This is a genomic window from Sediminispirochaeta bajacaliforniensis DSM 16054 (genome assembly GCF_000378205.1).
GTDB classification, from domain to species: Bacteria; Spirochaetota; Spirochaetia; order DSM-16054; family Sediminispirochaetaceae; genus Sediminispirochaeta; species Sediminispirochaeta bajacaliforniensis.
In genome coordinates, this window is sequence record NZ_KB899407.1 from 246,490 (window position 1) to 268,590 (window position 22,101).

The 22,101-nt window shown below is 47.8% G+C and carries 24 protein-coding genes; 13 read left to right on the plus strand and 11 right to left on the minus strand.

Annotated features, from left to right (window positions below):
- Positions 1 to 42 precede the first annotated feature (42 nt).
- Genes F459_RS0102935 through F459_RS0102950 form a run of 4 tightly spaced genes read left to right on the plus strand, consistent with a single transcriptional unit; the run spans position 43 to position 3,517 of the window.
- Positions 43 to 1,545: a S41 family peptidase gene (locus F459_RS0102935; RefSeq protein ID WP_020611245.1), complete on the plus strand. Its 1,503-nt coding sequence runs from the start codon at positions 43 to 45 to the stop codon at positions 1,543 to 1,545.
- A complete protein-coding gene (locus F459_RS0102940; RefSeq protein WP_020611246.1) occupies positions 1,542 to 1,946 on the plus strand; it encodes a secondary thiamine-phosphate synthase enzyme YjbQ in 405 nt (134 codons plus the stop codon). Before F459_RS0102935 ends, F459_RS0102940 begins: the two co-directional genes overlap by 4 nt.
- Positions 1,947 to 1,955: 9 nt before the next feature.
- A complete protein-coding gene (locus F459_RS0102945) occupies positions 1,956 to 2,774 on the plus strand; it encodes an RsmE family RNA methyltransferase (protein WP_020611247.1) in 819 nt (272 codons plus the stop codon).
- Positions 2,771 to 3,517, plus strand: coding sequence for a WecB/TagA/CpsF family glycosyltransferase (locus F459_RS0102950; protein WP_020611248.1), 747 nt, complete (start codon positions 2,771 to 2,773; stop codon positions 3,515 to 3,517). The genes F459_RS0102945 and F459_RS0102950 overlap by 4 nt, the downstream gene beginning before the upstream one ends.
- Here F459_RS0102950 and F459_RS0102955 read toward each other — a convergent pair whose 3' ends face one another.
- Positions 3,518 to 3,964, minus strand: a complete 447-nt coding sequence (locus F459_RS0102955; protein ID WP_020611249.1) for an FxsA family protein — start codon at positions 3,962 to 3,964, stop codon at positions 3,518 to 3,520.
- Between the two features lie 62 nt (positions 3,965 to 4,026).
- Between F459_RS0102955 and F459_RS0102960 the strand changes: the two genes are divergently transcribed.
- A complete protein-coding gene (locus tag F459_RS0102960) occupies positions 4,027 to 5,283 on the plus strand; it encodes a hypothetical protein (RefSeq protein ID WP_020611250.1) in 1,257 nt (418 codons plus the stop codon).
- A 47-nt stretch (positions 5,284 to 5,330) separates the two neighbouring features.
- Entirely contained in the window at positions 5,331 to 6,617 is a 1,287-nt protein-coding gene (gene murA / locus F459_RS0102965; RefSeq protein WP_020611251.1) for a UDP-N-acetylglucosamine 1-carboxyvinyltransferase, read from the plus strand.
- Here murA and F459_RS0102970 read toward each other — a convergent pair.
- From F459_RS0102970 to F459_RS0103000, 7 genes are all read right to left on the minus strand, one after another.
- Positions 6,614 to 7,075: a J domain-containing protein gene (locus F459_RS0102970; protein WP_033301131.1), complete on the minus strand. Its 462-nt coding sequence runs from the start codon at positions 7,073 to 7,075 to the stop codon at positions 6,614 to 6,616. The two genes, murA and F459_RS0102970, sit on opposite strands and share 4 nt — an antisense overlap.
- Positions 7,068 to 8,810, minus strand: coding sequence for a hypothetical protein (locus F459_RS0102975; RefSeq protein WP_020611253.1), 1,743 nt, complete (start codon positions 8,808 to 8,810; stop codon positions 7,068 to 7,070). The genes F459_RS0102970 and F459_RS0102975 overlap by 8 nt, the downstream gene beginning before the upstream one ends.
- Positions 8,803 to 9,765 carry a hypothetical protein gene (locus F459_RS0102980; RefSeq protein WP_020611254.1) on the minus strand — a complete coding sequence of 321 codons (963 nt, stop codon included), beginning with the start codon at positions 9,763 to 9,765 and terminating at the stop codon, positions 8,803 to 8,805. The genes F459_RS0102975 and F459_RS0102980 overlap by 8 nt, the downstream gene beginning before the upstream one ends.
- Before the next feature lie 301 nt (positions 9,766 to 10,066).
- Positions 10,067 to 10,726, minus strand: a complete 660-nt coding sequence (locus tag F459_RS0102985) for a response regulator transcription factor (protein WP_020611255.1) — start codon at positions 10,724 to 10,726, stop codon at positions 10,067 to 10,069.
- Positions 10,710 to 11,396, minus strand: coding sequence for a PspA/IM30 family protein (locus F459_RS0102990; protein WP_020611256.1), 687 nt, complete (start codon positions 11,394 to 11,396; stop codon positions 10,710 to 10,712). The genes F459_RS0102985 and F459_RS0102990 overlap by 17 nt, the downstream gene beginning before the upstream one ends.
- 21 nt (positions 11,397 to 11,417) lie before the next feature.
- A complete protein-coding gene (locus tag F459_RS0102995; RefSeq protein WP_020611257.1) occupies positions 11,418 to 11,789 on the minus strand; it encodes a type III secretion system chaperone family protein in 372 nt (123 codons plus the stop codon).
- Positions 11,790 to 11,794: 5 nt separating this feature from the next.
- On the minus strand, positions 11,795 to 12,346 hold the full coding sequence (locus F459_RS0103000; RefSeq protein ID WP_013252761.1) for an STAS domain-containing protein: 552 nt from the start codon (positions 12,344 to 12,346) through the stop codon (positions 11,795 to 11,797).
- Positions 12,347 to 12,480: 134 nt separating this feature from the next.
- On the opposite strand from F459_RS0103000, the gene F459_RS0103005 reads away from it, so the two are divergent.
- The gene (locus F459_RS0103005) at positions 12,481 to 12,957 is read left to right on the plus strand and encodes a hypothetical protein (RefSeq protein ID WP_245540060.1); all 477 of its coding nucleotides are present in this window, start codon (positions 12,481 to 12,483) and stop codon (positions 12,955 to 12,957) included.
- 13 nt (positions 12,958 to 12,970) lie between these two features.
- Here F459_RS0103005 and F459_RS0103010 read toward each other — a convergent pair whose 3' ends face one another.
- On the minus strand, positions 12,971 to 14,224 hold the full coding sequence (locus F459_RS0103010) for a sigma-54-dependent transcriptional regulator (RefSeq protein WP_020611259.1): 1,254 nt from the start codon (positions 14,222 to 14,224) through the stop codon (positions 12,971 to 12,973).
- Positions 14,225 to 14,345: 121 nt separating this feature from the next.
- Positions 14,346 to 15,404: an HD domain-containing protein gene (locus F459_RS0103015; protein ID WP_020611260.1), complete on the minus strand. Its 1,059-nt coding sequence runs from the start codon at positions 15,402 to 15,404 to the stop codon at positions 14,346 to 14,348.
- A gap of 88 nt (positions 15,405 to 15,492) precedes the next feature.
- Here F459_RS0103015 and dcd point away from each other — a divergent pair, with 88 nt between their 5' ends.
- The 6 genes from dcd to F459_RS0103045 all read left to right on the plus strand — a co-directional run bounded on the left by dcd (position 15,493) and on the right by F459_RS0103045 (position 21,612).
- Positions 15,493 to 16,035: a dCTP deaminase gene (gene dcd, locus F459_RS0103020; protein WP_020611261.1), complete on the plus strand. Its 543-nt coding sequence runs from the start codon at positions 15,493 to 15,495 to the stop codon at positions 16,033 to 16,035.
- Positions 16,036 to 16,173: 138 nt separating this feature from the next.
- Positions 16,174 to 17,391 (plus strand): hypothetical protein, encoded by a 1,218-nt coding sequence (locus tag F459_RS0103025; protein WP_020611262.1) that lies wholly within the window; start codon positions 16,174 to 16,176, stop codon positions 17,389 to 17,391.
- 179 nt (positions 17,392 to 17,570) lie between these two features.
- Complete coding sequence (locus F459_RS0103030) at positions 17,571 to 17,954, plus strand: RidA family protein (protein ID WP_020611263.1); 384 nt, start codon at positions 17,571 to 17,573, stop codon at positions 17,952 to 17,954.
- A gap of 29 nt (positions 17,955 to 17,983) precedes the next feature.
- Complete coding sequence (locus F459_RS0103035) at positions 17,984 to 19,366, plus strand: tryptophanase (protein ID WP_020611264.1); 1,383 nt, start codon at positions 17,984 to 17,986, stop codon at positions 19,364 to 19,366.
- Between the two features lie 73 nt (positions 19,367 to 19,439).
- On the plus strand, positions 19,440 to 20,771 hold the full coding sequence (locus F459_RS0103040) for a sodium-dependent transporter (protein ID WP_020611265.1): 1,332 nt from the start codon (positions 19,440 to 19,442) through the stop codon (positions 20,769 to 20,771).
- Positions 20,772 to 20,949: 178 nt separating this feature from the next.
- Positions 20,950 to 21,612: a helix-turn-helix transcriptional regulator gene (locus F459_RS0103045; protein ID WP_245540061.1), complete on the plus strand. Its 663-nt coding sequence runs from the start codon at positions 20,950 to 20,952 to the stop codon at positions 21,610 to 21,612.
- A gap of 57 nt (positions 21,613 to 21,669) precedes the next feature.
- Here F459_RS0103045 and F459_RS0103050 read toward each other — a convergent pair whose 3' ends face one another.
- Positions 21,670 to 22,071, minus strand: coding sequence for a DUF2000 domain-containing protein (locus F459_RS0103050; RefSeq protein WP_020611267.1), 402 nt, complete (start codon positions 22,069 to 22,071; stop codon positions 21,670 to 21,672).
- Positions 22,072 to 22,101 lie beyond the last annotated feature (30 nt).

The following is a 22,101-nucleotide window of genomic DNA, read 5'->3' on the forward strand; positions in this document are numbered from 1 at the left end:
ATTATACGGAACCTAGAGAATAACAAAAGATGAGGTACTCCAATGAAACAGATACGAAATAGACTCGCCTGGCTTATGGTCGCCATCGTTACCGTAAGCTTTTCTTTATTCTTGATCATCACCCCCACCCTTTCGGCACAATCGTCGTCATCGGTTGAGGTGAAAAACTACCTTGCCAGATTTCAGTATATCTTTCAGTACATTCTTCAGGCATACGTCGACGAGGTGGATCCGAAGCAGCTTTACGAAGGGGCCTTGAACGGTATGTTCGATACCCTTGACGACCCATGGTCCTACTATCTCTCCGAAGACGATATGGAAGATCTAAACAACAATACCACGGTCGGAAGATACGGCGGGGTCGGCCTCTATATCGCGCGTCCCGTTCCCGTCGATGAAAAGGAAAAAGGAAAGGTCGTGAAGGTCCCCGATCAGTGGCCGGAGCTCGATACCACGAAAGATGATCTTCCTTTCATAAAGGTCGTCTCTCCAATCGAAGATACCCCGGCATACCGAAAAGGGATTCACTCCGGGGACTACATCATCGCGATCGGAGACCAGTCGACGGAGAATATGACCTCCGACGATGCTTCGGGGAAGATGAAGGGACTTCCCGGCACCGATATAACGGTAACCATACTGCGGGGAAAGAATATCATTTTCGATGTGACAATCACCCGCGCAAGTATCGAAATTCCCACGGTAAAAGAAGCAATGATTCCCGGCAGGATCGGCTATATACGCATCATTCAATTCTCCCCCTATACCGAACCGAGGGTCAGGGAGGCCTTAAAGACCCTCAATAGCCAGGGGTACGACTCTCTCATTATCGACGTCAGAGGCAATGGAGGAGGGCTTCTGAACGCAGCGGTCAACATCATCGATATGTTTCTCTCCTCCGGCCCCATCGTCAGCACGAAGGGAAGGGTCGCGGAAGAGAACAAGGTCTTTAACGCAACCTCATCGCTGGAGGTAGCCGCAGATGTACCGATAGCGATTCTGATAGACGGCGGATCTGCATCGGCATCGGAAATCCTCGCAGGGGCGTTTAAAGATACCGGGAGAGGGTATCTCATCGGAAATACGAGCTTCGGAAAGGGGCTTGTCCAGACGGTGGTACCTCTGGGACGGGAAGGCTTCAAGCTTACCATCAGTCGCTATTACACACCATCCGGAGTAAACATCAACGGCACGGGGATCGAACCGAACCTGAAAATCGCAGAACCGGAGCTTAACGACGAAGAAAATGCATCTCTCAAGAAACTTTTCGAAGAGCATCTTGTGGAAAATTTCGTCAACGGAAACCCCAAACCCAGCGAACAGGAGCAGAAAGCCTTTGCCAGACGGCTGCAGCAGGAAGAAGAAATAACACTCCCCTTCGATTTGTTGATGCGACTGATCAGGGGTGAGGTGTTCAGAAGAATGGACCAGCCGCCGGTCTTCGATCTTGATTACGATCCGGTGCTGAAAAAAGCCGTTTCATTACTGGAGACCGGAGCAATTCAGCCAAAGACGGGAACGCTGGCTCAGGAGCAGAAACAGTGAACAGACGGGAAACAGTTCTAAACATCAAAACCTCAGGTAAAAGCGATATGGTGGATATCACCGGCGAGATAACATCCGCCGTGCGGGAAAGCGGAGTGCGTAACGGCATATGCATGGTGTATATTCCTCATACCACCTGTGCCGTCACCATCAACGAGAATGCCGATCCTGCGGTCAAACACGATATTATGGCGGAACTGGACAAGATAGTCCCCTGGAAGGACGCCTATCATCATATGGAAGGAAACAGCGCCGCACATATCAAGTCCAGCATGTTCGGCTTTTCACAGACAATTCCAATTACCGAAGGCGCTCTTCCCTTGGGGACCTGGCAGGGGATCTATCTCTGTGAATTCGACGGACCGAGGAGCAGAACCGTATCAGTCCAAATCTTTGGATAGGGTCTTCCTATGCGTACTTTCGTTATAGATGATAGTGAGATGGAGCTTGCCTCTGGTGAACCTTTTTCCCCGGCCCCAGAGCGGGCCCACTATCTGCTTCGGGTGCTCCGCCTCTCGCAGGGAGCGGTATTTCCGGGCCAGGATAGCCGGGGCAAACGCTATCTTATCACTCTTGAATCGGAAAGCCCCTGTACACTCAGCCTAAGGAGGGAGGAAGAGGCATCCGCAAAGGAAGTCGAGGCGTGTTTTCGTGAACTTCCCGAACAAGGCCCCGTTTTTCCTCCGATTATCTTCTATCAGGCGATCTTAAAGGGGAAGAAAATGGATCAGGTTATCCGTCAGGCAACGGAAGCGGGGGCTGATTTCATCATACCGGTGCTTACCGACCGCTCGGTGCCCCAATTTACCCCCGGGGAGGCGGAAAAAAAGCAAAAACGGTGGGAAATAATCGTCCGCGAAGCGATCCAACAAAGCGGGGCCACAGGAACCACCATACTGCTTCCCCGGTCACTAAAAGAGGTACTAGAAGATCCGCCGATGCCGGAGTCTCAAGGTAGAGGAAGGGATGTTAAACTCTTTTTTCACGAACGGCCTATTGCAAACGGTTCGCTTCATGGATATCTTTCTGGAGAGATCGGCTCAATAACGGCAGCGGTTGGGCCGGAGGGAGGTTTTTCCCCGAAAGAAAGCGAGATGTTTTTACAAGCCGGCTTTTGCCCGCTCTTCTTTTCCGGGAACATCCTCAGGGCGGAAACCGCCGCAATTTATGGCCTGGCAGCTATCAAAGCTCTTGTGGCTGAGCGTGATATATGGAGATTGGTCCAATGAACGATCAAAACCGGATACAAATTTTCGGTGTCCCCGTAGATGATATTGATGAAGAACGATTTGGAGAGACAATACGGAGGCTGGCGACCGACAATGGTAAACATCAGATAGTATTTCTCGATTTTCGAGGTTTAATGAAGGCACGGGGGAAAGGTGAATACGCTGATATGATTAGGACGGCAAGCCTTGTCATCCCCACATCAAAGTCGATTCTTGCCGGAGCACGCTTTCTCAAGCTCCCGGTTCCCCACCGCCACAACCCCTTTGCCTTCGTTATCAAATTACTTGGCGCCATCGAACAAATCGGAGGAACACTCTATCTGGTAGGTAGTCGCCCCGATGCCCTTCAGAAGGCTTTCGGTAATGTTAGGGACTCCTTTCCCGGACTTCGGCTGGTCGGCCGTTATGCCGGCTATTTTCGAAAAGATATTGAAAGGGATGTGATCACAGCAATCAAGAAAGCAGGGCCGACCATCCTGCTGGCAGGCGACGGGCTGAAAGGAAAAGCCCTCTGGTTGAAACGGCACGAAAGGTCCTTCGGTTTTGGGATCAGTCTTTTCTGTGATGGTTGCTTCAAGATTTTCAGCGGAAAACGACAACGCATCTCAAATAGAAGCTGGGAACGCAATAGCTGGTGGATTCCAGCAGTAGTGATCCGACCATGGCGCTGGTTTTCCTTTTTGAGATACATCCTTTACGGAATTTTGCTGTTCATCGAGAAAATGCGACGAAGAAATCTATAGCTAATCGTAAAGTTTCAGATACTCATAGGCCTGAAAGAGTCGATCCCTGTTTTTCATCATGATAAGTTTACCGACGGGACGACGCAGACCGAAGAAAAAGATAATAAGTCCGAGACAGTCGGTAGCAAAGCCGGGAATGAGCATAAGAATTCCCGAGGCAATGGTCCCTAAGAGACGTTCCATATCATGTTTGGGGAATTCCCCCTCTGCAATGTCCTTCCTTATATGCTTTACGATTCTATGCACGGCCGGCCAGGTCAAAAGCAGCCCGATAACGGCACTTCCGGTCAGGCAGGCAAGCACATAATAACGACTAAAGCGATCTACAGCCAAAAGAAGAACAACAGACTCTCCGACAAGGACAAGGCCACAGAGCATGATGAGAAAGAACCATTTAAGTACATTGTTCGTATCAAACAATCTAATGTAATCACGTACATCAGCCATGAAATGGATCATACCCGAAAAAAGTGATGGCGCAAAGGGGGCGACACTGATAGGATAGCGACGTGAGACCTCAAAATCGGTTTTCCAAGATACTTTTTTTTTCGCTGGTACTGGCGGGAATGTTGCTTCTTGGTTGTGAAAGTACACCAAAGGAGATAAAAGAACAGCCCCCTCCTGACGCTTCCTCTGTCGAAACAAGCCCGGCAGAACATGCTGCGGCGAAGGAACGTGAGGGAGAAAGGAGCGTTTCTTCCTCACAACAAGGAGAGCAAGAAGCGACAAAGGAACAGGAAGCATCCCTGGATCGGAGCGAAGAATCCGAAGCCACTCCGAAACCGATGAGTAAAGAGCAGCTGATGCTCTCTGTCATCCAGGCTGCCGGCCAACGATTCACTCCGGTGCGAAGGAACAACGGAACACCGTTGCTGGCCATTCAGGACATAGATCAAAACGGAGAGGACGACGCTTTCGTTCTTACGGTGGAACAGAATGGCCAGTCTATCTTTCAGAGCGATCTTGGAAATGTAAAAAGGCTCTACCAGAGCCAAGCAAAGCCGGTAAACTACTATCTTTCCGTGTACTTTCAAATTAGGGGCAAACTTATATCCATGTACCGAATTCCTTTCGGCGGACGTATGGTCCTCGATGGTTTTAGGACTTTTCATCTTCGGAAAAACGCCCTCTACCCTTATGCTGTAGAAGCCGCATTTCAGAATCACGACGGTTTAGCCATAGAATGGGTGATCTTCTCAAGCTACAATCAGTTTTCGCTTTTTTCGATGCACAGATCGGTAAGCATCGGCAGCTTTGTCGAAGATATTGATGACGACGGCCTTCTCGACATCGTAGAATGGCACAAAGGGATCGAAGAAGGCACCGGTTACGAAACTTTCCTTACTTGGTATCGCTGGAATGGAACAAACTTCGGCGAAGAAGGGGCAACAAATATAGTAAGGAATCTCAACACCTTCCTTTCCCTGCTGGAAGAAGCAATCCTTACCGACAACCCGCAAAAGCTTACCCCCTATCTCTCCCGGCCCGTGGAACTGCAGAAGAGCAATGACCTCCTGAAGAGCATATTTACGCCCCTTGACGAAAGCAGTATCGAAAATAGCCTGGATTATTGCGATGAGATTGTCTCTATCATTTATCCTCCCATTCTGGAAAATCCTTTCGATCTGGACAGTAGTTCCGGCAAGAGTGTTCCTCTCGACCTTCGGTTGATATGTAAAAACAGTGAAAGCCTCCTATGCAGAATGGAACTTGCCATTAGTAAGAACCCTTTTGTTGCGCCACAGTACAGGATCATCGTCAGGTAGCACGCCACCTTGCTAAATTTGCCCACGTCGGCTACATTCTTTTTGTTATGAGCACGTATACTATAGATGGAAGTTACCCGATAGGCGGCCGCATTACGGCAAGTGGAAATAAGAACGCAGCGCTTCCCTGCATCGCGGCCTCTCTTTTGACCGAAGAAGAGATTGTTTTGCAAAATATCCCGGACATTGAGGATGTTTCGGTCATGCTTGAGATTGCGGAAAAATTAGGTGCGACGGTTACACAAGAAAAAGGGGGAGTATATCGCATCAAGGCAAGCGATATTGTCTCCAGTGAAATACCATCGGATATGGCCAAAAGCATACGGGCTTCGATTCTCTTTGCGGGGCCGCTACTTGCCAGAACGGGGAAAGTGCAGCTCCCTCCGCCCGGCGGTGACGTGATAGGACGCAGACGATTAGACAGCCATTTTCTTGCCCTAAGTGCTCTTGGCGGTCGTATCGAGGTCGATGGTATGTTCAGAATCACGGCAAACAAACTTGTTGGTGAAGATATATTTCTCGACGAGGCATCGGTAACTGCTACGGAAAATGCCATCATGGCGGCGGTACTGGCCGATGGCGAAACGATCATCTCCAATGCGGCAAGTGAGCCCCATGTTCAAGACCTTTGCAACATGCTCAACACCATGGGAGCCAATATTACCGGTATTGGTTCGAACATCCTCTATGTAAAGGGTGTAAAAAAACTTCAAGGTACCAATTTTCGCATCGGTGCTGATTTTATGGAAACAGGATCATATATCGGCCTGGCCGCTGTTACCAGGGGAGATCTGGAAATCGAAAAAGCCGATCCAAAACATCTACGTATGACTCGTCTCGCCTTTGCAAAATTGGGCATTCACTGGGAAACCGACGGTTCCACCATACATATCCCCGGAGGCCAGACCCTCAAGGTTGTCCCCGATCTCGGGGGTATGATTCCCAAGATTGATGATGCCCCCTGGCCCGGATTTCCTGCAGACCTTACCAGCATCATAACAGTTGTCGCGACGCAGGTGGAGGGAACGACCCTGATCCATGAAAAAATGTTCGAATCTCGGATGTTTTTTGTCGATAAACTCATCGGCATGGGTGCACGAATCATCCTTTGCGATCCTCATCGGGCCGTAGTCAGCGGTCCCTGCCGTCTCCGTGGCGGAGAGCTGGTCAGTCCCGATGTCCGGGCAGGCATGGCAATGGTCATCGCCGCCCTCTGTGCAGAAGGGAAAAGCATCATCCACAACGTTTATCAGATTGAAAGGGGATATGAGAAGCTTGCAGAAAGACTGAAAAGCCTGGGAGCAAGAATAGAGCGGGATGGAGCCGCAGATTAGGGACGGGCTCCCCTATCCCGGGCAATACACTCCCATGCGGAACGGATACGCAGAAAGGCTTCCTCAGCGTCCCTTCGCTGCTCATCGGTGAGAGCTACCATACCATCGGGGTGAAAAGATGCGGCAAGCGAACGATACACCTTTCTGATCGATTCGACCTCGCTATCCGAATCAACCCCAAGAACCCGATAGGCTTCGGCAAGAGCCTGCTTTTTTGCCTCTTGCTTTTCGTCGTCAAGCAATCCCCCCGGGACTGATCCTTCATGGTTAAATTCTCTACGTTCAGCCGCCAGTTGTCTGCGAAGAACCCGAAAAAAATATCCACACAGAGCACCGATAACCGATCCGAATACACCCCAGCCGATTAAGACCCCAAGCAACAGTCCGATCAACACTTCCATCGGATAACGGTCAAAGGCTAAGTGAACCCCCTTCCCAATGCTTCGCATATCAGGCATCACGTTGACCAGCAGAAAAAAGCAGAACCACGAAGAGCATTATCCCATGAAAAACCAACATTGCGGCAAGAGCAAGAGAAAAGGAAACGGAAAATAACAACAACGCCGTTACAAGCCTCATGGCATATGAGAAAAGATCAATGGCCCATTTCATCAGGAAAGGCACAAAGGGAACGAAAAAAAAGCCGAAGATGGGGATATGCTCCCCCCGAAACCGGAAAAAATGTCCCAATCCTACGGAAAAAATCAACATATTCAAAAACAAAAAGGGCATGGAACCTCGAAAAAGAAGTTCAAGCTGCCCGGGAAATCGAAAGTATCCGTGACGACTTTCACGGATCGACGACCTAAAAAGCGCGGCGGCATTGCTCACACCTAAGCCGTGGCTTTGCGATCCAAAATCCGCTATTTCACGCTGGTCGGAAGATAGTGCCAGAAGGCCGCGATCAAGATCCAGCAGCCAACCGGTACCACGGTAGAGACGCCTCTGCGCAAAGAGTTCTTCTGGGATATCTACAATCTTACCACTGTTCGGATCGAGGCCCCTAAGCAAAAGGGTTTTTCCATGAAACTGCGCAGCAGGGGCCGTAATATGCACTATCGGTTTTCCGTCATCGTCCAATGCCAGTAGCTCCAAATGAAGCAGAAAGGATTTCCCCTCGATGGATACCATCTTTCCCGCAGCAATAAAGGGACCGCTTGAAGAATCACGGAAAAGAAGATCGGGAACACCAGGCATCGCCTCGGCCTGAAGCGCCAATTCCGCCGAATAGGAAACATCAGCGACAGCTTCCCGACTACGCTCCAAAAATTCGACTATATCGGGATCGGATTTTGCTTCAGGATCTCCAGCAAGTTCAAGAAATGTCTGATATGCTTCAATCGCATCACCTTGTTCGAGAGCCTGGTACCCTGCAATTTTTTTGGCAAATCGGCCGAACCGCTCTTCATCCAGTCGGTCGGGAGAAAGCTTCCCAATAGCCTCCCAGGAACGCCCCGCTATCCCCATTGCCGTACGTTTTTGCTCGGGATCCCACCTCGAGGCAAGAAGTGCCCAATAGTGGGCGGTAAAATAATCCTCATCTGCATAGGCCTTTTTCGCAAGCATAAGCGCATCGGAGGCCTGCATCTCAAGCTCCTGCCTCGTCGGGCCGGTTTTGCTTTCCAGAGAAGAGGAAGAAGCGCCTTGTTCGGCAAGGGGGATCTGCCCCTCGACCCGTTCCAGATCTTCGACAAGAAGAGGGTTATCGAGGTCGATGGCCAGAGCTCTTTTATAAGCGTCATATGCTTCGGAAAAATCGGCCAGAGCCTCCGCAGCGTCCCCCTGCCGAGCCCATTCTCCGGCCCTCTTGCTCTGATACGCAATATCTTCCCTTCGTTCTGTTAAGGGAGGAAGGATCAACTCGGCCCCGATTACATATAACAAGGTAAAAACAATCCCCCAGGCCATTACTCCTGGAAAGATACGTCCGAAAAAGCTTATCTTCCCGGAATTCGAAGAAGCTATTGAGGGAAAGAAAAAAGAGAAAGAGAGCAGCATGGAGGCCGCGGTAACGGCGGGTAAAAAATCAATCCAGAGATCAAAGCCGGTATAAAAACTCCACGGCAGCCGAAAAAGCGGCAGAACGTGATCGGCAGGAAAGGTGAAAAATGCGTACCCGAAAGAAGCTCCAAAAGCGATAAGCCAGAACAGCACAAGTACCAAAAGCCACCTTCCCGTTGCCGATTTACTCATGACCCGCTGCCTCCCCGCTGCTGAAAATATTCCAGAAAAAGAGGGGTAAGGCAAGGAAGAAAAAGGCTCCCGCCGTAATGGCCGTATAGGGCAGAGAAGAGGGAAGCCAATCAAGAAAACGTAACCAGAGATCAGATACAAAAAACCAATGAGCACGTAGAAAGAGCCAAAAGATTCCAATACCAAGTACGGCGTTCATGAGCGGCCATCGGCCTGCCCGCACAATGACCCAGCTCTGAATACAAAACCAACACTGAACCCCGATCATAAGAAGAAAGAACATGAACCCGTCCTCCCGGGCGCGCAATAATACACCATGGCTGGTTTCCAAGTCATATGATAGCCGCAGGACGATTGCAGGCGGCTCAATATAGGGCTCAACCACGGGATTAACCATGGGTGACGACAACCGGTATCCGTCGGAAGCGACCAGAGAAACCCCTGCTCCACTACGCTGTAACGAGAAGCCGCTTTGCAGAGAAAAACGAGGGTTTTCTCCGGGACGTACCAAGAGGCTTTCACCAGGGCTGCCGTCATCCTTCACCACAAAGGGATAGAGCGATGCGTCTCCGAATCGATGAAACATTCCTTTGACGAAGAGTTGACGGGGTCCCCGGTCATTTCTTATCTGAGAAGGAACGATAAGTGTTTGCAGAGCAATAAAACATGCTGCATACAACAAGGTTGCGGTAACAAGCGTTATGATTCCAGAAAGGAAACGAAAACTACGGCGTCTGCGAATAAAAAAAATCACCAGAAAAAGCGAAAGTGGCATTGCAATAAGAAAAGCATCCCAAAGTGCATCTGCAGCAATGGGGAACAAGGATGGATTGGGGGTTCCCGGGAGTGAAGAAACCACGGTTCCGTATGTAACAATAAAGAAAAAAGCTACTATAAGCACTACGAGGAACCAAAGCAAATGAACAAAGGGCGTTAGAATTATCTTCTTCACCATCAAACTCTACCACGCAAGTAGCCGACGAGCAATATTAATAACAAGTTATCCACAAGCATCCACAAAAAACTCCATTGGTTTCTGGCTAACAATATCGAAACCTACTGTTTGAAACCAAATTTTCTATATAGCAAGAAATTCTATAATAGGCATGTAATTCTTTATCACTAAAAAAATTACAAGGATACCACCCAATTCCTTACTCCTTTGTTAATATTTTTATACTCATCGTTAACAGAAAAATTGATCATATGATACGCTCATCCACATTCTTATACAAATTATCCACAGGTTATCCCAGTCACGAGGGGATAAATCGGTAACCCTTTGCCCGCTCACAAATAATCGGCCCCTGATGCGCATTTGCCCAAGCCGGAACGGCCTGAACAAGCTTCTTTCGCAGATGACAAATGTGAACATCCAGGGCTCTCGACCCATTCTCAAGCCCTACTCTTAATGCAAGCTCCATCCTACCTACCAATCGTCCCGGCACGCTACACAGCAGACGAAGCAACTTTCCTTCCGCTGCGCTAAGATCGACACTACCGCCGGGACCGGTTATACCCTCGCTCGTAATGGTCAAAAGGCCGTTGGAAACGGGAATGGGAAAACGAGAGGCAATTCGGCCACAGCGAGCCAAAAGCTCTTCTACCGACCAAGGCTCTCTCAGGTAGTCGGCTACGCCCAACTCAAAAGCCCGAAGCAACAGAGAAGCCGGCCCCGAGACAATCAACGGGAATCCTCTTTCCACGATTTCGTTCAGCATGGGATTGCTGAGGACCTCGAAGCTAGAAAAAAGGATAACAGGACCATCGTACTCGAGAGGAATAGTAAAATGATCGATTTCTTTCAAACGAAAACGGGAATCAATAATGGTCGCCTCCCTTAGGCGCATACGAATTCCACTATCGATTCCCGCTGCGACAAAACGAAAAGAATTATTATTACGATGGTTCTTCATGCTTCATCCGCTGCTTAAGATCCTCCAGCAACAGGTCGGCACTCGTGCCTCTACCGTCTTCCAAGGCTTCGAACTGGCGCTCCAGATCATCCTTGACCGGGGCATCCAATTCTTCATACGCTTCGTTCTCGGCCTCCATGCGGTCGACCTTTTCGCTGAGTCGATCAAACGCTTCAAAGGCACTGTTCTGATTAATGCCCTTGATCGTCTCCTGCATTTTCTGCTGAGCCTTGGCCCGCTTTGCCCTGGCAATCAGAAGATTTCTTTTCCTCTGGGCTTCATCGATTTTTTGTTGAAGCTGGCGAAGGCTCTGCTTCAGCTTCTCCACCGAGTCATGCTGGCCCTCAAGTTGCTCCCGATACTGGGCGGCCTCTCCCATATACTCTTGCTTCCGTAAAAGAGCTTCCTTGGCAAGATCGTCTTTCCCTGCCCGTACCGCAAGCTTTGCCTTTTCTTCCCATTCCCTAGCGGCAGCAATGGTTTGATTCAATTGACGCTCAAGTTTCTTTTCATCGGCAATGGCACCGGCAACACTTTTTTTCGATTCGATCATCTGCCGATTCATATCGACGATAACCTGATCAAGCATTTTTTCCGGATCTTCGGCCTTGCTGATCATTTCGTTCAGATTAGATTTAATCATTCGTCTGAATCGTTGGAAGAACCCCATCTACGATTCTCCTTCTGAATATTATCGGAAATCCGACAGAATTCGGTAATGCTGCGAAAGAGCCAGACCGATCGCATCAAGACAGGCCTGAAATTCTTCGAGATCCATGGTAGCCGAACGAAGGGTGTCTATCAGAATAACCTCGTCCCCGTTGACACCGTAGGCGCCATGGATCAAATCGGTTGCGTTGAGGTTTAATAATGTCCTGAAAAATCGTTCCCGGCCGGAAGACGGAACATCCATCACCTTAACCTGCACAATCACCAAGGGGTCATCAAGCATAACCGCAACATTCTCAAGTCCTTTTTCGGGCTCATGAATAATATAGGTTTTTGCAGCAACCTCTTCATAATTCAGATCAAGGTTTAGAAGGTAACGCTCCACTGCGTTCATTACATCTATCCCAGAAAAACTTGCCCCGCGTTATCGATGGCAAGGATCGTCTTACATTCGCTACAGCGGAATCTTCCGGATTTTGTCGCCTTGAGCTTTTTGCTGCAGATAGGGCATTGGAAAATCTTGGGGAAGACATCCGTCGCACCACTCTTCCCTTCCGAAGAAAAGAATTCGACGGCTTCATTCAGATTATCTTTAATATTGAAAAACTGGCTGAACCCAAGCAGCTGAAATACCTCATAGACCTTCGGCTGGATCTCCAGCAGAACCAAATCTCCCCCCCGTGGCTTTACCGCCTTGAGGAAAGCAGTGAAAGATCCAATACCGGTACTGGAAACATAGTTAAGTCCGCCACAGTTGAAAATCAGCCTGGTAAAATTGTGCTCAACTGCTTTCGTTACCCGTTTCTGAAAGAAGTTGGAATTGTAGGTATCAATATAGCCGGTCAGATAGAGAACCAGGCACCCTTCAACATCATCCACCTTCTGCAGCCGTATTTTAAGACTATCGTCTTTTTCATCATCGAATCCGGGTACAATATCGTTATTATTCATGAGCAACCCTCTATCTTCGTTCTCTTCTCGTTATAGTATGAAGTTACTGATAGTTTGTCAAATAACCTATGAAGCAATCGGCAAAACAGTGGGCAGTCCTTGACCGGCACGTTTCCACGTTCTACAATATCATGATGAGACGAAGCTTTCACCATTTTTTTTCCTTTTTTCTTCCCCTTTTCTGTTTTGCGATTTCTTTTTCCAACGCCCAAACGATAGCTCCCGAAATTGATCTGAAAACGCTCTATCTTTCGGTAAATAGTTCACAGCCACCGGAGATCAATCAGAATCAAACATTAGCCATCGATGGGACGGTATCGGCACGAGAGATCCTCCAGCCTGCGGAAGAAGGTTTTATTGGCCTTTTAGAATTAACCGTAGGAGAATGGGAGGGATTGGAATCGGTTGAAGTGTACCGTTGCTATGTTCAGCTTGAAGGTGATCGTTTTGCTGATATGATCCCGGCAGGAAGAACGAGGGAAACAAGTCCAATCGAAATTCCATTAAATACAAAGGTTCTCGTTTTCGGTACGTATATTGGATATTCCGAGGACGCGCAGGGCAATCGGTATCCTGTCGTATTGGGAAATGCGGTAAGAATTATTAGATAACGATGAATTCGTGTCAAAAAAGAGGGAGCTGCTTTTCATCCACAGGTAAAGAAGCATAGTCCCTGCCATTACGAGAACCTTCCAAATGAGCTGCTTCGATTACTGCCGAATCGCTATGAAGCATGGCACGATGAAGAACGTGTTCCAGTTCCCTTACATTTCCCGGCCAATGATGGGCCCTAAGCCGTGCCAAGGCCGCCGCTGAAAGGCGATAATGTCTATTTGCCTCACCTCCTTCAACCCCTTTGCGGAGAATCACATCTGAAAGTTCTTCTATATCTTCTTTCCGTTCCCGAAGCGGGGGAATATGCAATTCGAGACCGGAAATCCGATAGAAGAGATCCTTCCGAAACATTCCCCCCTCGGCACGCAAAAATAGATCCTTATTCGTGGCAGCAACAAAACGGACATCGATCTTTCTCCCCCGTCTTGACCCAAGCCTATATACCACCTTCTCTTCCAAGATACGAAGGAGTTTCGCCTGCCCGGAAGGCGAGAGCTCACCGATTTCATCGAGAAAAAGGGTTCCACCGTTTGCCAGCTCGAATCCTCCGGCCCGATTGACCGCTCCGGTGAAGGCCCCGGCTTCGGTACCGAAAAGTTCCGACTCGATCAAAGTGTCGGGGAGTGCTGCACAATTAAGAATGATGAAAGGATCTTTGCATCGTCTGGAAAGTTCATGAATACTCTTTGCAAAAAGCTCCTTACCGGTCCCGCTCTCTCCGAGGATGAGAACAGGAAAAGAGCAGCGGGCATAACGATGTGCCCGATCCTTCAACCGGGAAATTATCATCGAAGAACCAATAATCGAAGCAAATGCGGGACTTTTCACGCTCAAGGCGTTCTCACTTTCATCCAGAAAAGTATATTCAGGAGGATGTTCCTCCAGCTGCCCGTGGCGCTCCGCTCCATTGCCTCTAAGCAACTCGTTGATGGCATCTTTGAGTATTTTACTCTCTATGGGTTTTCTTAAAAACTTCTTCACACCCCGCCGTCGGACCTCCTGAGCAAGACCAGGATCGGCGACACCTGAAAGGGCAATAATTTCGGGATGCTGTTCACAACCGGTAGGCAAGCGATCAAGCAATTCCAAGCCGTTCATATCGGGCAAAAGTATGTCGAGAATGACAATATCCGGCATAAGGCGATAATAGGCTTCAAGCCCAGCCGTACCGTTTCTGGCAAGAACTACATGGTAACCGAACAGCATGGAATGAACAACTTCGCCATCATGCAGGTCGTCGTCAATATAGAGAATCGTAGTCATGGAAAAATCTTAGTATAAAGACGCTTAATCCCAACAGCGCCCAAAAGCGAGAAACGATCATTATCTAATAAAAACATCATAAAATTCTAACACAAACGTTAAGTACTCTTAGCTAAAAAACTCAAACCCTACGCTTTCTTTTCCAATTACGATACAACTTGCACGCCTGATAATAGGGTTCGGGCCCCCGAAATGACGAAGAAATATCACAGCGAAAAAGCTCAAGAAGCAGAGGAAAGAGTTCATGGTCGAGTACTTCGGCAATAGAAGGAGGCGGAGAGGCAGACAAAAACGAGGGAACCATATGATTCGCGACCAGATAATGAATGCGGCCGATCACTTCTTCATCGAACTCAAGCGAACGAAGAAAACGAACCGCAGCAGCGGCTCCTATCTGTGCATGTCGGTGAAATTGATTACCCTCCGACCGGTGAGAAGAGGGTTTTCCGCAGTCATGAAGTAAAAGAGCCAGCCCCAGCTCGGAATCCGCCTTCTTTCGGTGCACAAGTGTGGCAAGTGTATGGTCCCACACATTACCTTCCGGATGAAAATCCTTGCTTTGATGTGTCCTTGCCATACTGAGAAAGAGCGGCCAATGTTCTTCGATAAAGCCACAGTCAAAAAGGAAACGAAGGCCTCTACCCGGGTGCTCACCGCCAAGCATCAGCATCAAAAGCATCCGTTGCTCACCCGGAAGCAATTTCAGGCCGGTAAAGCGCTTTGGACCGAACCCCTTCTCGGGCAGTTGATAATCATATCGTGAGAGATAGATGGCAATCTCCGCAGCATCAAGCCAACTTCCTTCATCCTCAAAATCCACACTAAGCTGCGAGTTTCGGAGGAGAGGATAGCACCCAAAGGGGTCTCGATACCACGCCTTCCCCGGCATACGTAACAAACGGCCCTGTATTACGGTGCTGGGAGGAGCAACATCGAGAGCATCAACACAACGAAGCATAACTCCACTTTCCCGTCCCATCGGATACCATATGGCATCGGCCCATTCCGAGCCGGGGAATTCGAGAGATCCCGGCATGCCCGCAAGCTGAGGAAGCGTTGCCTCGGTGCAAGCAATTTGGTAGCCAGAAGAACTATCACTGCCAAAATAGCCATCCAGGGCACTCCAGAGAACGTAGGCGCTATTATGACCGGCCTCGGCAAGGCATTCGACAGGATCCATTATATCTCAAAACTACCAACAAAGAGCTCAGCCGGCAAGAGTAGATTTCCTGCTTGTACTCGAAAGCATATCCGGCTACACTGCCAACATGATTCTCTCGGGAAACGAAATCAAAAAAAAGCTCGGAAAGCATATCATCATTGAACCATACAATGAAAGGCAGCTGAATCCGAATAGCTACAATCTTAGGCTTCATAACAAATTGGTGGTCTATCGAGATCGGCTTTTGGATATGAAGCGTGATAACCCTGCAGACGAAATAACCATTCCGCAGGAAGGTCTTACCCTGGAACCCGGCAGGTTATACCTAGGAAGGACCATCGAATATACCGAAACCCACCATGCCGTCCCCATGCTCGAGGGGCGCTCTTCCGTTGGAAGGCTGGGATTGTTCATCCATGTCACGGCAGGTTTCGGCGATGTCGGATTTCGGGGATATTGGACACTGGAAATTTTCTGTGTTCAACCCATTGTCATTTATCCCGCAGTTGAGATTTGCCAAATTTACTATCACCAGATTTCCGAAGATCATATCGAATATACAGACGGTAAATATCAGGCAAATAGCGGTATTCAGACAAGCCAGCTTTTTAAGGATTTCGGCACTGTTCCGAATCCCGGCGATTCGTAGGACCAATCAAGCGTTATCCTCTTATTACCACCAGGATTCCGGACACTATCAGAAAAATCTCTCAATAATACCCATTAATGCAATCATCCATGCTTTTTTTCGCTTTATTTATCATAGACGAAAAAAGGAGAACATATCATGGAAACAACCCAAACAGTATTCGCCGCCCGTGTGTACTATATGCAAACGGCTCTGGAGGTCCTGGCCAACCTTATGACCACAACTGCGGATATCGACCGTGAATGGAGGCGTTTTTCCCTTGCCGCAGGGCCTTTCTCCGGAGAAACAAAAAGGAGATTATTTCAAACCGCAAGAGTAGGAAGCATTTTGACGGATCCGGAATCTACCAGGGCTTTCGCAAGGCGCATTGCACCTAAAGTCGACCTCAACCTAAAGGTCGTACTTGAACATTTTATTACGTATCCGTGGTTTTATACCATCTTTGAGGTAGAAAAAATAGTAGGGGATGGTTTCCTTATAGCCAAAATACGGGATTCCCACGAAATGCTTTTCAGCAAACCGGCGGAAGCAAAAGCGAGAGAGGGGGGAGGCTGCATGTTAGGGCTTCTTTTTTTTAACGGCACATGTTTTCAGAGCTGGGGTGAAGTCGTACTACTTGATTCTTTTTTTGAAGGCGACATCCGTTTTTTTGCCCGTACCGCAGCATGCCGGGAATATGAAGAAAAGGGAATGGAAAGTGCTATTGTTGCTTCTCCTCTGCCTTTTCTATTGCTCAGAGAATTTTCAGAACTTCCCCAAACGCTTTTTCATGGAGAAATTGCCAGGGCCTGTTCCTCACAACTCACACTACCATCTGATATCCACTGTCTTATCAATCAATGCCGATGCAAGTGCCAAATATTAGAAAACGACAGGTATATCCGGATGTGCCTTGGTGGTAATCTTGTAACGAATCCACCGACTCTTTATCTGGATAAAAAAGACCATTCACTCACGCTGGCAACGTTTACCCTCGAAGGGTACCGTAAAGCACGTTTTGCTCTTCTTTCCTCTGTGGAATTTCCGGAAAAACCCCAGCAAGCGGTAAGCAGCGCCATGCAATATGCAGTTTTTCAGCTTTTCAAGGTTCAACCGTACTGGATGAGTTTTGATGCAACGTTCCTTGCCGATGAACAGGACACAGCTCCTCTCCACTGCCTGGAGAGGGTAGTGTATTACCGTACCAGAAATGGTAACCTCCCCCCGCCTGACATAGTAGCCGAAGAAAGCGGCCAAGACCAGCGCAGTGCGGAAATATTTCTCAATGCAATACAGACCATTTGGGCTGAAGCAGCAACAAAGAAGGCGCCTCCCGAACAGAGAGAATGCACAAACAGGGGAAATTGCGCCGCATAGGAAGACGGGCAAAATAATAGTAAGACAACAAACAGTACAATAATTTTTTATCACAAAAATCAACAATAACAGGTAAATACGCAAAATTCATACATTATGCATTCAATTTGATAATTTTCTATTATTAATTTGACAAAAAAATATTATAGAGATAAAATTTTCTCAACAGGAGGATTTATATGATAAAACCAATTGTAACCGAAAAAGCTCCGCCCGCAATAGGCCCTTACTCTCAGGCTGTTGAAACCGATACCCTCATCTTTGTATCGGGACAACTTCCGATTAATCCCGCTACTGGCTGCTTTGCGTCTGCCGAGATCAAGGGCCAAACACAACAATCCGTAGAGAATGTAAGACAGGTACTACAGGCACGAGGACTCGATTTGGATCGGGTCGTGAAAACAACGGTATTCTTGAGCGACATGGAAAATTTCACAAGCATGAATGAAGTATATCGAAAGATGTTTGCTCAAGAGCCTGTCCCCGCTCGTTCTGCGGTCGAAGTTTCCCGATTACCAAAAGATGCTTTGGTAGAAATTGAGGCAATTGCTACTAAAAACTAATTTTCATCATATTTTCATTGGAGTTCATTATGGCAATAAAATACTTACCAGAACCGTTTAGAATAAAAATGGTTGAAACAATTAAGATGCTTACCCCCGAAGAACGGGAACAAAGGATTGCTGAAGCAAAATACAACCTCTTCAATCTTAAAGGAAAAGATGTTTATATCGATCTTCTGACCGACAGCGGTACCAATGCAATGAGTCAGGAACAATGGGCCGGCGTCATGAAAGGAGATGAAGCCTATGCCGGAAGTGCCAGCTATTACAAGCTTATCGAGGCAGCCCAGGATATCACCGGTTATGCATACATCCAGCCGGTCCATCAGGGACGGGCAGCTGAAAAGGTTCTTTTCGGTATTCTGATGGGAAAAGGCCAGTTTTCGATTTCCAACATGCATTTTGATACAACTAGAGCGCACGTCGAACTTACCGGAGCGAGGGCCATCGATTGTGTGGTTTCCGATGCTATGGATCCAGCCAAGCGGGCACCATTCAAAGGGAATATGGACGTTGATAAGCTTGAATCACTAATTAAAAAATACGGAGCCGAAAAGGTCGCACTTGTCATCATGACCGTTACCAACAATTCGGCAGGAGGGCAACCCGTATCGATGCAAAACATCCGGGAAACGGCATCGGTTTGCAAGAAATATAATATCAAGTTTTGTATCGATGCAGCACGTTTTGCAGAAAACGCCTTTTTCATCAAGAAGCGGGAAGATGGTTATGGAGATGCTTCGATTAAAGATATAACCAATGAAATGTTCTCCTATGCAGATATGTTTACCATGAGTGCAAAAAAAGATGCCATTGTAAACATGGGGGGCCTCATCGGTATAAAGGATGATGCTGAACTCTTTTCGGCCTGCAAGGGAAGAACCATATCGTTCGAGGGCTTTATAACCTACGGAGGCCTTTCGGGACGGGATCTTGAAAGCCTTGCGATAGGCCTTTACGAAGGAATCGATGAAAATCAGTTGCGCTACCGAATCGGCCAAATAGAGTATCTCGCCAGTCGTCTGGATGATGCGGGGATCACCTATCAGGCACCGGCCGGGGGGCACGGCATTTTTGTAGATGCAAAGGCCTTGTTGCCCCATATTCCCTATTATGAGTTCCCTGGTCAGGCGCTTGCGGTGGAGCTCTACAAAGAAGCCGGTATTCGAACATGCGATATAGGCTCGTACATGCTTGGCAACGATCCCGATACAGGTAAACAACTTCACGCAGAGTTTGAGTTCACCAGGCTCGCCATTCCCAGAAGGGTCTACACTCAAGCCCACATCGACGTAATGGCAGAAGCATTAATCGAGATAAAGAAGAGGGCAAATAGGGTAAAAGGCTACAAAATCACCTGGGAACCTCCCGTTTTGCGACATTTCCAGGCAAGCCTTAAGCCTCTTACATAAAAGTAATAATCGGGGCTTTCTCTACGAAGGCCCCGGTTCCGCCTTTCTTCTTAAACAATAAAAGGAGAAAAGAATGGATGACCAAAGTGCAGAAATTACCCGCGACAGCTTTAATACACGAATAGGTTTTATTCTTGCCTGTATCGGATCCGCCGTCGGGATGGCAAATTTATGGCTGTTTCCCTACCGAATCGGACAATTCGGTGGAGCCGCTTTTCTAATACCCTACTGCCTTTCCATTATCTTTATAGGCCTGGTGGGAGTCATTGGAGAAATGTCCTTCGGTCGGGCAATGAGAACAGGTCCATTGGGGTCCTTCAAAAAGGCATTTCTACGCAGAGGCAAAAAACATGGAGAGCTTTTGGGCCTTATACCGGTCATAGGCTCCCTCGGTATCGCCATTGGCTATGCAGTCGTCGTCGGTTGGATACTACGCTTTGTGGTGGGATCCATTACCGGAGCCGTGATCAATACAACAGACAGCGCAGTATATTTCGGCAAGATTGCAGGTCCGCTGGGAAGTATCGGCTGGCACTTTACCGGTTTGGCCTTAACCTTTGTAATTATGCTTATGGGAATTGCCAAAGGCATAGAAAAAGTGAATAAATTCATGATGCCTACCTTTTTCATTCTTTTTGTTCTTCTAGCGATTCGAGTCCTCACGCTTCCCGGATCAATCGAAGGCTATAGGTATCTTTTTATTCCTAAGTGGGAGCTTCTTGCAAAACCTAAAACCTGGGTATACGCCCTCGGCCAGGCATTCTTCTCTCTCTCTCTTGCAGGCTCCGGAACGGTAGTGTACGGAAGCTACCTAAAGAATACAGAAGATGTCGTCAGCTGCGCGAAAAACGTGGCCCTCTACGATACCATTGCTGCGCTGCTTGCTGCGATCGTAATTCTTCCCGCAGTCTTTGTCTTCCACCTCGATCCGACAGCAGGGCCCCCATTGATGTTCATCACCATGCCGAATGTCTTCAAGATGATGCCGATGGGCTACTTGTTTTCCATCATTTTTTTCGTTGCAGTACTCTTTGCCGGGATAAGCTCACTTATGAACCTGCTTGAAACCCCAGTCGAAGCAATCCAACAGCGATTCAAGGTATCAAGAGGTACGGCAATTGCCGTTGTCGCAATAATAAGTGCAAGCGCAGGACTCATCCTGGAGAATGGATCGACGTTGGGCACATGGATGGATATTGTATCAATTTATATTATACCTCTAGGCGCATTGCTTTCCGGAATCATGTTTTTCTGGGTCTGCGGGCCGGGATTCGCACGTCAGCAAGCCCAGACAGGCCGCAAAAAGCAAATCGGGAGATGGTTCGAACCGATGACAAAATATGTGTTCTGTGGTTTTACGATTCTTATTTATATTCTTGGTATTTTGTACGGCGGCATTGGTTGAGCGATAACCTCTCTTTCCACCGTCCACAGTGGAAAGAGAGGTAAAAAACATATGCCCGCCAAAACGACAACGCTTATTTTTAGCCATGTTGTACTTCCGTTAACAGCATGGTAGAATTAAAGTATTCTTCCATAGAAACAATGAATGAGAGAAAGCAGGCACTACTATGAACGATGCCATGAAAAAGCAGTACAGTATCATTGTCGAATTTCTGGGTAAAGCTTTGGGGCCGGACTATGAGGTGGTTCTCCATGATGTCGACGATCATATCAATTCCATTGTGGCAATCGCAAATGGTCATGTAAGCCATCGCACCGTTGGCGGGCCGATGACGAACTTTGGCCTCGAAGTCATATCAGAAGAACGGTATAAAAAAGAAGATTACAAGATAAACTATAATGGTATTTCAAAGGACCAAAGGATTTTAAGATCCTCCACCCTTTTCATCAAGGATGAAAAAAATGAGATTGTAGGACTTCTTTGTATCAATTTCGACGATAGACGATATAAAACGTTAAGCGAAAATATACTGAAGCTATGCCATCCGGATAAGCTCGTAGAACTGAATACGTCGTACGATTCCAGTACGATTGTCGATAATGCGGAAGAACGCTTTTACGGTTCAGCCGCCGAAGAAATCAGTAGTGTACTGGACAAATATCTTAGTGAAAACGGTATTCCCTCGGATCGATTATCGCAGGATGATCGTCTGCACGTCGTCGACATCCTCAATCAAAAAGGAATTTTCATGGTAAAGGGAGCGGTAAAAGAGGCGGCGAAGCAGCTTGCCTGTTCAGAACCCACCATATATCGCTATATCAACAAGGTAAATAATGAGTAACCTATATCTTCAAAAAACAACAGGTTGCATATGGTTCCCCCTTATGGAAGTTTAACTTCACTTCGCCAGGGGTAAGGAACCGGTAAGCCTGTTAACCGCTTGTTTTTTTCCTACAACAAGAAGCGCAAGATAACGAAGTGTATCCGAAGGGACCGCTGCCAATAATTTCGAATACTCCTGATAGTTCTTGCATCGCTGTGCCACATCGTTAAAGGCAACAAGATCAATATCATCATCATGCTCCGCGCTGTCCACCAGCTTGCGAAGCTGTTCTTTATCCGCTCCAAGAATGGGAATCGGAAGGCCGGTTATACCCGCATGCCTGCGTCCCGATAGGTCGACAAGGTCCTCACCGATAATTTCAGGATGCAATGCCCCAAGCGAGGCCCCAAGTACAGCAGCAGAATTAGCGATCAAGCCTAAGGGAAGAGTAGTATCTACAATGATGGCAGCTTTCATATGGTCTCCTTACCCGAAAAGTATGGAAGA